The sequence below is a fragment of the Caenispirillum salinarum genome (genome assembly GCF_044803115.1).
In the GTDB taxonomy this organism is placed as follows: domain Bacteria; phylum Pseudomonadota; class Alphaproteobacteria; order Rhodospirillales; family Rhodospirillaceae; genus Caenispirillum; species Caenispirillum salinarum_A.
The window spans coordinates 371,878-384,066 of sequence record NZ_CP085224.1 but is presented as its reverse complement, the minus strand read 5'-3'; the positions used below and the strand labels follow the sequence as shown (position 1 = coordinate 384,066).

11 protein-coding genes and 1 tRNA gene are annotated in these 12,189 nt (G+C 68.6%); 10 read left to right on the top strand and 2 right to left on the bottom strand.

Annotated elements, in window-relative coordinates; genetic code table 11:
• Positions 1–104: 104 nt before the first annotated feature.
• The gene (locus LG334_RS01835; protein ID WP_404382744.1) at positions 105–716 is read right to left on the bottom strand and encodes a LysE family translocator; all 612 of its coding nucleotides are present in this window, start codon (positions 714–716) and stop codon (positions 105–107) included.
• A gap of 249 nt (positions 717–965) precedes the next feature.
• Between LG334_RS01835 and LG334_RS01830 the strand changes: the two genes are divergently transcribed.
• The 8 genes from LG334_RS01830 to ptsN all read left to right on the top strand — a co-directional run bounded on the left by LG334_RS01830 (position 966) and on the right by ptsN (position 7,848).
• Positions 966–1,052 (top strand) — tRNA-Leu (locus LG334_RS01830).
• A gap of 135 nt (positions 1,053–1,187) precedes the next feature.
• Positions 1,188–1,796 (top strand): ribonuclease D, encoded by a 609-nt coding sequence (locus tag LG334_RS01825; RefSeq protein WP_404382742.1) that lies wholly within the window; start codon positions 1,188–1,190, stop codon positions 1,794–1,796.
• A 201-nt stretch (positions 1,797–1,997) separates the two neighbouring features.
• Positions 1,998–2,993 (top strand): SIS domain-containing protein, encoded by a 996-nt coding sequence (locus tag LG334_RS01820; RefSeq protein ID WP_404382740.1) that lies wholly within the window; start codon positions 1,998–2,000, stop codon positions 2,991–2,993.
• Complete coding sequence (gene lptC, locus LG334_RS01815; RefSeq protein ID WP_404382738.1) at positions 2,993–3,673, top strand: LPS export ABC transporter periplasmic protein LptC; 681 nt, start codon at positions 2,993–2,995, stop codon at positions 3,671–3,673. Before LG334_RS01820 ends, lptC begins: the two co-directional genes overlap by 1 nt.
• Positions 3,674–3,699: 26 nt before the next feature.
• Positions 3,700–4,650, top strand: a complete 951-nt coding sequence (locus tag LG334_RS01810; protein WP_404382736.1) for an LptA/OstA family protein — start codon at positions 3,700–3,702, stop codon at positions 4,648–4,650.
• 84 nt (positions 4,651–4,734) lie between these two features.
• Positions 4,735–5,547, top strand: a complete 813-nt coding sequence (gene lptB / locus LG334_RS01805) for an LPS export ABC transporter ATP-binding protein (protein ID WP_404382734.1) — start codon at positions 4,735–4,737, stop codon at positions 5,545–5,547.
• A gap of 22 nt (positions 5,548–5,569) precedes the next feature.
• Positions 5,570–7,102, top strand: a complete 1,533-nt coding sequence (gene rpoN / locus LG334_RS01800; RefSeq protein ID WP_404382732.1) for an RNA polymerase factor sigma-54 — start codon at positions 5,570–5,572, stop codon at positions 7,100–7,102.
• A 281-nt stretch (positions 7,103–7,383) separates the two neighbouring features.
• Complete coding sequence (ptsN, locus tag LG334_RS01795) at positions 7,384–7,848, top strand: PTS IIA-like nitrogen regulatory protein PtsN (RefSeq protein ID WP_404382730.1); 465 nt, start codon at positions 7,384–7,386, stop codon at positions 7,846–7,848.
• A 58-nt stretch (positions 7,849–7,906) separates the two neighbouring features.
• Here the strand turns inward: ptsN and LG334_RS01790 are convergent, their stop codons facing one another.
• Positions 7,907–9,910, bottom strand: coding sequence for a mechanosensitive ion channel family protein (locus tag LG334_RS01790; RefSeq protein ID WP_404382728.1), 2,004 nt, complete (start codon positions 9,908–9,910; stop codon positions 7,907–7,909).
• A 178-nt stretch (positions 9,911–10,088) separates the two neighbouring features.
• Here LG334_RS01790 and LG334_RS01785 point away from each other — a divergent pair, with 178 nt between their 5' ends.
• Together LG334_RS01785 and LG334_RS01780 are read left to right on the top strand one after the other, a co-directional pair.
• On the top strand, positions 10,089–11,576 hold the full coding sequence (locus LG334_RS01785) for a sigma-54-dependent transcriptional regulator (RefSeq protein WP_404382726.1): 1,488 nt from the start codon (positions 10,089–10,091) through the stop codon (positions 11,574–11,576).
• A gap of 245 nt (positions 11,577–11,821) precedes the next feature.
• Complete coding sequence (locus tag LG334_RS01780; RefSeq protein ID WP_404382724.1) at positions 11,822–11,986, top strand: hypothetical protein; 165 nt, start codon at positions 11,822–11,824, stop codon at positions 11,984–11,986.
• Positions 11,987–12,189 lie beyond the last annotated feature (203 nt).

Genomic DNA, 12,189 nt, shown 5'->3' with positions numbered 1-12,189 from the left:
CGGACCGGTGTCTTTCCCGCGCCGCCCGCATGACAGGTACGCACGACGGACCGCGGCGGCTTTATGGAAAAGGGGGCGGGACGCGCTTCAAGGGCGCGGGGCGGTCAGCGCTCCGCCAGGGCGAGCCGCAGGCCCAACGCCCCGAAGGTGGCGGCGAATCCCCGCCGCAGCCAGCGCATCACCGCGGGCCGGCCGATCACATGTCGGCGCGCCGCCGCCGCGAAGGCGCCGTAGCCGACGAAGACAACGAAGGTCAGCAGCATGAAAACCGCCGCAAGTCCCAGCATCGCCAGCGTCGGCGCCGCCGAATCGGCAGGCACGAACTGCGGCAGGAAGGCCAGGAAGAACAGCGACAGCTTGGGGTTCAGCACGTTGATCGCCACGCCGTTGCCGATGATGCGCAGCGGTGGCGCGGCCTCCGGCGTCTCCGCCACCGACAGGGCGCCGCCCTCGCGCAGCATGCTCCACGCCATGAACAGCAGGTAGGCGACACCGGCGATCTTCACCAGCTGGAAGGCGAGCGCGCTGGCGTGCAGCAGGGCAGCGAGCCCCGCGATGCTGGCGGCGATGTGCGGCAGGATGCCCAGCGTGCAGCCGACCGCGGCCAGCACGCTCGCCTGCCAGCCGCGTCCCAGGCCGTGGGCCAGGGTGTAGAGCACGCCCGTGCCGGGCACCAGGATGACCACGATGGCGGTAATTAGAAACTCCACGCCCATGCGCCTGCCCTCCCCGTCCTTGGAACCTTGTGTCCACCGGCAGGACGCCACGGTCCGGCGGCAGCGTCCAGGACCATTGGCGACCGCGGCGAACGACCGCCGCAAAAATTTTTTGCATTTTCGTGTTGACGGCACCGGCCAGCCGGAGTACATACCGGGCCTCCAAGGCGAACGGCGCCGAAGACGAGACGCAAACGGGACGGAAAGTCCTTGAGCGTCAAAGGGTTCGGCAAGGTTCACTGGTCACCTGCCCAGGTGGCGGAATTGGTAGACGCGCAGGTTTCAGGTACCTGTGGCCGAAAGGTCGTGGAAGTTCGAGTCTTCTCCTGGGCACCACTTTTCTTTATTCCTTCATCGCAATCGCGATGCCGCGCCGCGGCGTGTTCCTTCTGACGAAAGACGCGCGACAGGCGCCAAGCCCGCCCCGGCCAGCCGCGCCCCTCGCGCGCAAAGGCGAGAGGGCGGTTTTTCATGTCCATCACCCTGCATCACGGCGACATCCCCGCCGATCTGGACTTCGGCGCATCCGTCGCCGTGGACACCGAGACCATGGGCCTGTCCCTGGTCCGCGACCGGCTGTGCGTCGTTCAGCTTTCGGCCGGTGACGGCACGGCGCACCTGGTCAAGCTGACGCGCGACTACGACTGCCCCAACCTCAAACGCCTGCTGGCGAATCCCGACGTGCTGAAGATCTTCCACTTCGCGCGCTTCGACGTCGCCATGATCAAGCGGTCGCTGGGGGTGGACTGCGCGCCGCTCTACTGCACCAAGATCGCCTCCAAGCTCTGCCGCACCAACACCGACCGCCACGGGCTGAAGGACCTGTGCCTCAACCTGCTGGGCGTCGAGATCAGCAAGGAGCAGCAGACGTCCGACTGGGGCGCCGAGATCCTGACCGAGCAGCAGCAGGCCTACGCCGCCCAGGACGTGCTGTACCTGCACCGCCTGAAGGACGTGCTGGACGCCCTGCTGACCCGCGAGGGCCGCGTCGACCTTGCCGCCGAGTGCTTCCTGTTCCTGCCCACCCGCGGGGCTCTCGACCTGGCGGGGTGGGACGAGGTGGACATCTTCGCCCACTGATTGACGACCCGGTCCGGCCGCCCTTTATATGGGGCGTCCGCGCCATCCCGGCGTTGACGCTTACGCCCCGCCCGCGTAGGGTTTTGCAAGTTTCGGGCCGACTGGGGCGCGACCGGCTTTCCGCCTTTTTTCGACAGCAAGATGCCCCGTCCGCCACCGCCGGCCGCATGTCGGCGGGCACAGGTAGAGAGAGTGCCCATCGTGCAGCACAACGCCAAGACCACCGAAGCCTCTTCCACCGCCGCCTCGCCGGACATCGCCTCGGCGCGCCGGGTCCTGGGGCTGGAGGCCGAGGGGCTGACCGCCCTGGCGCAGTCGCTGGGCGCGACCTTCCAGAAGGCGGTGGACGTGCTGGACGCGACCGAGGGGCGCATCATCGTCTCCGGCATGGGCAAAAGCGGCCACGTCGGCCGCAAGATCGCGGCGACCCTGGCATCGACCGGCCGCCCGGCACAGTTCGTCCACCCCGGCGAGGCGAGCCACGGCGACATGGGCATGATCACCCGCGCCGACGCCGTCATCGCCCTGTCCAACTCGGGCGAGACGCCGGAGCTGGCGGACCTGATCGGCTACACGCGGCGCTTCGGCATCCCGCTGGTCGCCATGACCAGCCGCGAGACCTCCACCCTGGCCACCCAGGCCGACGCCGCCCTGGTGCTGCCGCGCGTGAACGAGGCCTGCCCGCTGGGCCTGGCTCCCACCACGTCGACCACCATGATGCTGGCGCTGGGCGACGCGCTGTCGGTCTGCCTGCTGGAGCGCAAGGGCTTCACCGCCGCCGACTTCCAGATTTTCCATCCCGGCGGTCAGTTGGGCCGGCGCCTGCTGACGGTGCGCGACCTGATGCACACCGGCGCCCGGCTGCCGCTCATCGCGCCGGGCGCCCCCATGTCCGAGGCCATCGTCGAGATGTCGGCCAAGTCGTTCGGCTGCGTCGGCGTGCTGGACGACGACGGCCGGCTGGCGGGTATCGTCACCGACGGCGATCTGCGCCGCCACATGAGCGACGACCTGCTGGCCCACCGCGTCGCCGACGTGATGACCCGCGGCCCCAAGACCATCCGCTCCAGCGCCCTGGCGGCGGAGGCGCTGCGCATCCTCAACACCATGGCCGTCACCAGCCTCTTCGTTCTGGAGGACGACAAGCCCGTCGGCCTCATCCACATCCACGATTGCCTGCGGGCGGGAGTGGCGTGATGGCGCCCGCCGGGCACGACCGCCTGCGCGCGACGCCCGAGGACCGGCCGTCGGCGCCCGCCGCCGGGCCAGGTCCGCGACGGGCGCGCGGCTACAGCGGATTCGTCCGGCTGATGAAGTTTTGCCTGCCCGCGGCGGCGCTGATCCTGATCGCGCTGGTGGTGGCCTGGCCGCAGATCCAGGTGGTGGAGGAAGAGGTGCGGGTGCGATTCGCCGCGCTCAAGGCCTCCGCCGTCGACCAGATCGAGATGATCAACGCCCGCTACTTCGGCACCAACGAGGAAAACCGGCCCTACGCCGTCACCGCCACGCGCGCGCTTGAGGTGTCCGACGACGGCGACATCGTGGAGCTTGAGAATCCCAAGGCCGACATGAACCTGGAGGGCGGCGCCTGGGTCATGCTCAACGGCGACAAGGGCTATTATTCCAAGAGTGGCGGCACGCTGCGCCTGAAGGGCAACGTCAACCTGTTCCACGACAAGGGCTACGAGTTCCACACCAGCGAGGCGCTGATCCATGTGGAGCAGGGCGATGCCGAAGGGGACAAGCCGGTGCAGGGCGCGGGCTCCTTCGGCCACGTCACCGGCGAGGGCTTCGTGCTGACCGACAAGGGCAAGCGGATCCGGGTGACCGGCAAGTCGCGGCTGATCCTGAACCAGGGGGCGAACGAGGCGCTGTGAACAAGGGTGCGATGATGGTGTGCGGCATGATGCTCTCTTCCCCGCTTCGCCGCCTGATGGCGTCGGCCGCCCTGGCCGTGGCGCTGGGCGCGGGCGCCGTGACCGCGGCCGGCGTGACGCCGGCGGCGGCGCAGACCATCGACCTTGCCACCGGCGGCGACCCGAACGAGCCGCAGCCCATCGAGGTGCTGGCCGACGACGGCATCGAGTGGGTGCAGGACGAAAAGCGCTTCATCGCGCGCGGCAATGCCGTGGCCATCAAGGGCGACACGCAGGTCTTCGGCGACGTGCTCACGGCCGACTACCGCGAGCGTCCCGAAGAAGAGGGCGGCGGCACCGAGATCTACAATCTCACGGCCGAGGGCAACGTCCGCATCGAAAGCCCGCAGGAAACCGCCACCGGCAACCGGGCGCGCTATGACGTGGACAACGCCGTGCTCTATCTGTGGGGAGCCCCGGCCAAGCTGGTCACGCCGACGGACGTGGTCACGGCCGACGACGAAATCCGCTACTACGAGGTGGAGAAGAAGGCGATCGCCGAAGGTGACGCGATCGCCGTGCGGGGTGACCGGCGCATCCGGGCCGATGTGCTGACAGCCTTCTTCGAGGACCCCGAGGCCGAGGACGCCGCTGCCGAAACGCCGGCGCGTGCGCCCCGCGGCGGTGATACCGGCGGCGACGGCACCGGCGACAGCCTGGCCGGCGACAGCGAACTGGACCGCATCTACGGCGACGGGGCGGTGGTCATCACCACGCCCCAGGAGGTCGCCGAGGGCGACAAAGGCAATTACAATGCCAAAACGGGTATCGCCGAGCTGGAAGGTTCGGTTAAAATCACCCGTGAGAAGAACGTGCTGACGGGCAATCGGGCGACCACGAACCTGAACACCGGCATCAGCACCATGCACAGCGGCTCCGCCGGCAAGGCGCGCGGGCTGCTGGTGCCCAACCGGGGCAGCGACCAGGGCGGAAGCTGACGCCGGCGCATCGTGCGGGATGCGCCGTTGCGGGCCTGCCCGGCGCCCGGCGGGCCCATCGGGGATGAGAGGAAAGGCGTGACCATGGCGCTTCGACCCGTTCAGTCGATACCTGACGCGGCCACCGAGGCCGGGCCGGCGTCGCGGGACCCGGACCTGCGGGTTCTGCCGGGCGCCGCGGGGCTGGCGGTGGAGGCCATCGGCAAGTCCTACAAGGGGCGGCCGGTGCTGCGCGACGTTTCGCTGGGCGTCCAGCGCGGCGAGGCGGTGGGCCTGCTGGGCCCCAACGGCGCCGGCAAGACCACCTGCTTCTACTGCGTCACCGGCCTTATCACGCCCGACACGGGGCTGATCGCGCTGGACGGCACCGACGTCACGCACCTGCCCATGTACCGCCGCGCCCGTCAGGGCATCGGCTATCTGCCGCAGGAAGCCAGCATCTTCCGCGGCATGACGGTGGAGCAGAACCTGCGCGCCGTGCTGGAGGTCGCCACCGACGACGAGGACGAGCGCGAGCACCGCATGGAGAGCCTGCTGGCGGAGTTTTCCGTCACCCACCTGCGCCGCGCCTCGGCCCTGTCCCTGTCGGGCGGCGAGCGCCGGCGCGTCGAAATCGCCCGCACCCTGGCGACCAATCCCCACTTCGTGCTGCTGGACGAACCGCTGGCGGGCATCGACCCCATCGCGGTCGGCGAAATCCGCGATCTGGTGGCGCACCTGAAGAACCGTGGCATCGGGGTCCTGATCACCGACCACAACGTCCGTGAAACGCTGGACATCATCGACCGCGCCTACATCCTCCACGAGGGGCAGGTGATGATGGAAGGCACGCCCGACGACATCGTGGCGCATGAAGGCGTGCGCCGGGTGTACCTGGGCGATCGGTTCAGTCTCTAGGTCCCGGAACGCCGGCCGCATCATGTCTCTCGCGCCCAGCCTCCACCTCCGGCAGACCCAGTCCCTGGTGATGACGCCGCAACTGCAGCAGGCGATCAAGCTGTTGCAGTTGTCCAACATGGAGCTGACCGCCTACGTCGAGCAGGAGCTGGAGCGCAACCCCCTGCTGGAGCGCGCCGAGCCCCGCGACCGGGCCGCCGATGCCGAGCGCTACGACGACCGCCGCGACGCCGGCGAGGGCCTGCTGGTGGACGCCCGCGAGGGCGGGCCGACGGGCGAGGCGCCGCTGGACGTGGAGGTGGACAATTCCGCCGACTACCAGGAATACGACGCGGGCGGCGGCGCGGCCGCGGACGCGGGCGGCGCCGACCCGGGCCTGAGCGACTGGTCGACCGTCGGGGCGGGCGGCCGGCGCGACTTCATGGATGACGAGGGCGGCTTCGAGAACACCCTCGCCGGCTCCACGACCCTGCGCGACCACCTGGTCGACCAGTTGACCGTCGACGTCCCGCCCGGGCCCGAACGCCTGATCGGCCAGGCGCTCATCGACAGCCTGGACGACGCGGGATACCTGGCGACCCCGGTGGAAGAGGTCGCCGAGGCCCTGGGTGCGCCGGTGGACCGCGTGGAAACCGTGCTGGCGCGCCTGCAGCGCTTCGACCCGCCCGGCGTGTTCGCCCGCGACCTGGCGGAATGCCTGGCCATCCAGCTGCGCGAGAAGGATCGCCTGGACCCCTGCATGGAGGCCCTGCTGGCGCGGCTCGACCTGCTGGCCAGGCGCGACATGACGCAGCTGATGAAGGTGTGCGGCGCCGACCACGAGGACCTGGTGGAGATGATCGCCGACATCCGGAGCTGCGATCCGCGCCCGGCCTCGCGCTTCGCCGACGTGCCGGCCCAGCCGGTCATTCCCGACGTCATCATGCGCACTGCCCCCGACGGCGGCTGGCTGGTGGAACTGAACAGCGAGGCCCTGCCCCGCGTGCTGGTCAACCGCCGCTACTTCGCCACCGTGTCGAAGTCCGCGCGCGGCAAGGAGGAAAAGGGCTACCTGGCGGAAAGCTTCCAGACCGCCAACTGGTTGGTCAAGGCGCTGGACCAGCGGGCCAACACCATCCTCAAGGTGGCGACGGAGATCGTGCGCCAGCAGGACGCCTTCTTCGTGCGCGGCGTCGCGGGGCTGCGGCCGCTGATCCTGCGCGACATCGCCACCGCCATCGACATGCACGAAAGCACCGTCAGCCGGGTGACGTCCAACAAGTACATGGCCACGCCGCGCGGCATCTTCGAGTTGAAGTACTTCTTCACCCAGGCGATCGGCGGTTCGGATGGGGCCGAGGCCCATTCGGCGGAGGCGGTGCGTCACCGGATTCGTGCGCTGATCGACGCCGAAGATCCCAAGGCCATTCTTTCGGATGACACCATCGTCGATCTTTTGAAGAAGGAAGGGATCGACATCGCCCGCCGAACCGTTGCCAAGTATCGTGAGGCGATGCGGATTCCATCCTCGGTTCAGCGGAGGCGCGAAAAGAAGATGAAAATATCACAGACCTGACCCTGGCGAATTTGCATACATCTTTCGCCAAAGCCCGCATTGTTCGGCTTGACTTCGGTTCTGTGACGGCCTACCTTCCGCCGCCTTGAGAACAAGGCCGCGCAGGCCCGGCACGATACCGACTGGCGCGGCACGCTCACCACCGGGAAACAAGACGTCCGGCGGTGCTAGGAACCACCCGGCCGGGACCCGCTTGCTCACAAGGTCGCGAGACGGCTTGCAAGGCGGCCCCCGGACCCGATGTCTTACTTTTGAAACAGCACTCTGGACGAGGGACCGGCATGGAGATCTCTGATCTGCTCAGCCCCGAAGCCGTCATTCCCAACCTGAAGGCGACGAGCAAGAAGCAGGCGCTCCAGGAGATCGCGAAGCACGCCGCGCAACTCAACGGCCTGCACGAACGCGCCATCTTCGACTGCCTGCTGGAGCGTGAGCGCCTGGGAACGACGGGCGTGGGCAACGGCATCGCCATCCCGCACGGCAAGCTGTCCCAGCTCGACAAGCTGCACGGCGTGTTCGCGCGCCTGGACCGCCCCATCGACTTCGACAGCATCGACGAACAGCCCGTCGACCTGTTGTTCCTGCTTCTGGCGCCGGAAACCGCCGGGGCGGACCACCTGAAGGCCCTGGCCCGCATCTCGCGCCTGTTGCGCGACAAGTCGGTCTGCGAGAAGCTGCGCGGCACCGACACGGCCGAGGGTCTCTACGCCCTGCTGACCCAGCACGAAACCACCGCGGCGGCCTGATCCTGGACCCCGCGCGCGCCGACGGCGCACCGGACGACGCCTGGACCGGCGGCGGCCCCTAGCGGTCGCTGCCGGTTTTCCGTTGTGCCGGGGCCTCGTCGTCGCCTGCCCTGTCGGCGTCCGCATCGGCATCCTCGTCGTCGTGATCCTTCTCGGGCGTCGGTTCGCCCGTGGCCTCCGGGTCGCCGACGGCGGCGGCCTTTTCCTCTTCGGTCAGGCGCCGACCGGAGCCGCCCCCGCGCACCGGGTCGCTGTCGGACCCGCCGGGCGCCAGCCCCAGGACAGAGCCCTCGGCGTCCGTCGGCTGGATGCGGCGGCGCGGCAGGTAGCGGCCGTTCTCCAGCCCCTGTAGGTACGCCATCAGGTCTTCGCGCACCTCGGCGTGCAGGTACCAGGCCGTCAGCGGGTCGCGCGCGGAAACCAGGGCGCGCACCTCCATCGCCTCGGCGCTGACATTGGTGACGTAAAGTGCCGGCGGCGAGGAACGGTCCCAGTCCTTCTTGCCCTCCAGGATCTCGCCCAGCTTCTTGCGCAGCTTGTCCACCGGCAGCCGGTAATCGGCATAGAGGTAGATGGGCATGATCATCTGCGGCGCCACCTTGGACCAGTTTTCCACCGGCTTGGACAGGAAGTAGGTGTGCGGAATGACCACGCGGCGTTTGTCCCAGGTGCGGATTGTGACATAGGTGTAGGTGATTTCCTCCACCCATCCCCAGTCGCCCTCGAACACAACGTTGTCGCCGATGCGCACGGGCTCGGTCACCGCGATCTGGATGCCGGACAGGATGTTCGACAGCACCGACTGCGCAGCGATGCCCAGGATGATGGAAAACGCCCCGGCCGAGAACAGGAACGACAGCCCCACAGTGGCGCTGCCCTCGTAGTAGCTCAGGCCCATGCCGATGCCGGCGATGATGACGATGAAGATGGCGATGCGCTTGCCGACGCTGATCTGGGTCAGGCGGCGGCGGGCCTCGGGATCGTGCTCGCTCTCGCTGCGGGACAGAAAGGGCGTGCCGAACTTGTCGGCGAAATGCACCACCAGCCGGATCGCCAGCCACGTCCCGGCGAGGACGATCAGCGCCAGCGTCACCTCGTCGATGACGCGCAGGATCGGCCCCGTCAGGCTGAGCAGCGAGCCGATCAGCGCCTTGAAGACCAGCAGCGACGCCAGAAGGATCAGTGGCGTCGAGACATGCCGTGTCAGGCCTTCCGTCCATGCGGCCTCGGACGGCCGCCACCAGAAGCGGCTGAGAACGGTGCGGATGAGCCAGCCCAGAAAAAAACAGAAGGCCGCGAAGACGATCAGACTGATCCATTCCCACACCGGCACGCCGATGACCGTGTTGTCAGTCAGCAGCCGGGGCATCTGGCGCTGCAGGATGCCGGGGCCGTGCTCGTCGTAGAGCCCCGGCACCGCCTCCACCGTGGACGAGGGAAATATCCACACCGGTTCCGCCCCTGCCGGCTTGACCCGCTCCAGCTGGACCGCCACGGGGCGGCCGTCGAGCATCAGCTCGACCACCTCGATGTAGCGGCGGGGTTCGGGCGCACCGGTGTTGCCGCTGCCCGCGTCGGGGCGGGCGCCGTCGCGGCGGTCGGGAATCTCGCGCCAGTCGATCCCCACCTTGCGGTCCAGCAGGTAATGAAGCTGGCGCGCCAGCACCGGCCCGCGCCCCGCCTGCCGGTCCTCGCGCAGGAAGCCCAGGTCCAGGACATTGGCGGCGCGCACGTAGTCGCGGCGTTCGGCCGCATCCATGAAATTGCCCAGTGCCGCGCGCGGCGTCGCCAGCGCCAGGGGCGTCTCGGGCTCGGGCAGGCCGGGGTTCAGGGCGTCCATCGGCCGCCACAGCTTGCGGGCGGCGCTGGAGCGTTCGTCGCTGTCTTCCTCTGCCGGTTTGCCGCCGCCGTCCTGCGAGCTGCCGGCCGCCGCCTCGGCGGGCGTTGGCACCGCACCGCCGCCCTGGGCCTGGGCCTGGGCCTGAGCGGACACGGCGGGACACGCTGCCAGAAGGGCGGCAAGCAAAACGGCGGCGAGACGACGAAGACGGGAGGCGGACATGCGGCTCTGCGGCTTTCCGGGCGGTGGATCGGCTTTTCAATGCCTTTTGAACGCCCGGACGGTACGCCCCGTTTTGCGCGATGCTTGACACGAAAGCCTTAGGGCGGCTTCGATAGGCAGGGGCGGGAACAAAATCCCGCCGACACGGTTCGTTTCGGTCGCAGGGGGAAAGCGGCATATGGGCGGCAAGTCCAACAAGCGCGTGCTGATGGTCGAGGACACCCTCTCCGTCGCGCGCATGACCGAAGCCTTCCTGTCGCAGGCCGGTTTCGACGTCGATCACGCGGAAAGCGGCGCAGCCGGCCTGGCAGCGCTGGAACGGTCGCTGCCCGACGCGGTGCTGCTGGACGTGCGCCTGCCGGACATGAGCGGGCTGGACATCCTGGCCCACATCCGCCGCCAGGAACTGCCGGTGGTGGTGGTGGTCGCCACCGCCTACGGCTCCATCGGCATGGCGGTGGAGGCCATGCAGGCGGGCGCCGACGACTTCCTGGTCAAGCCGTTCAACGCCGACCGCCTGAAGGTCACGCTGGCAAACGCCCTGGAGCGCCAGACGCTCAAGGCCCAGGTGCAGGAGCTGAAGGACGACTTCGGCCGTGCCACCTTCCACGGCTTCATCGGCGCCTCGCTGGCCATGCAGTCGGTCTATCGCATCATCCAGGCCGCCGGCCCGACGCAGGCGACCGTGTTCATCACTGGCGAAAGCGGCACCGGCAAGGAACTGGCGGCGGAAGCCCTGCACAAGCAGTCCAGGCGCGCCAACGGCCCGTTCGTCGCCATCAACTGCGGCGCCATTCCGCACGGGCTGATGGAGAGCGAGATCTTCGGCCACGTCAAGGGCGCCTTCACGGGTGCTGTGTCGTCGCGCGACGGCGCCGCCCGCCGGGCCGAGGGCGGCACGCTGTTCCTCGACGAAATCTGCGAAATGGAACCGCAATTGCAGACCAAGCTCTTGCGCTTCCTGCAGACGGGTACCTATATGCGTGTCGGCGGAGAGCAGGTGGAGAAGGCCGACGTCCGTATCGTCTGCGCCACCAACCGCGACCCGCTGAGAGAGGTCGAGGAGGGCAACTTCCGCGAGGACCTCTACTACCGCCTCCACGTCATTCCCCTGCACCTGCCGCCCCTGCGCGAGCGCGAGGGCGACGTGGTTGAGATTGCCCGGACGCTGCTGCGCATCGACGCCGCCCGCGAGGGCAAGGGCTTCGAGGGCTTCACCGCCGAGGCCGAGGATCTCCTTCTGCGCTACCCCTGGCCCGGCAACGTGCGCCAGTTGCAGAACGTGATCCTGAACGCCGTCGTCCTCAACGACGGAAAGCTGATGGCGGCGGAAATGCTGCCGCCACCGGTGAACGCCAACGGCAGCCTGCCCGGACAGGTCAACCGCGCGACGCCGCCGCGTTCGGCCGCACCCGCCCCGGCGGTACCGGCCGAAGCCGCGGACGACGCGGCGGGCGGCACGGGCGCCGGCATCAAACCGCTGTGGCAGGTGGAGAAGGAAACCATCGAGACGGCCATTGCCGCCTGCGACGGCAACATCCCGCGGGCGGCCGCGGCACTCGGCATCTCGGCGTCGACCATCTACCGCAAGAAAAGCGCGTGGGATGCCGATGCCGAACCGGCCGAGGACCTCGACGGCCCGGCGGCCCGGACCGCTTCCGGCTGAGCACGCGAACCCTGTCCGGTTGGACAGCGTTCGTTCACAAAACCGTCCAAGGGCCTGGAACGGCTCACCTTTGGGTGTTCCTGGTCACCGCATGGACACTTGTCGGATGCGTTTCCGACGCCTAACTTTAACAGTACCGCGATGGAAAACGGGCGGACGATCCGGGTACATCTCCGGCATCGACTCCGCGTTTGATCGTCGCGGCCAGTACCGAAAAACAACAACGAAGGATAATGATAATGCACATGGAACATCGGAGCGCTGACGTTCGCCACTCCCACGCCGTCGCCCGCGAAGCGGCCGTCGCCGCGCGTGCCAACGCCCGCCCCGAACCGGGCAAGGGCATGAGCACCGGCACGTCGCTGTCGCCTGAAGACATCCGCCGCATCGTGGCGGACATGGTGGGCTGACGCAGCCCTCTCGCCCCGCCGGCGGCCGTCCCTCCCGGACGCGGCCGCCTGATGCGGGGCGGGCCCCATCCTTGAAAATCCGGCATTTCCGAACCGGCCGCTCCCCCAGGGAGGCGGCCGTCGTCGTTTCCGGACTCGCATTTCCCGCAATTCCTGCTACATCCCGTCTTCCGTATCAACTTCCGACAGGAAAGGGAGGCGCG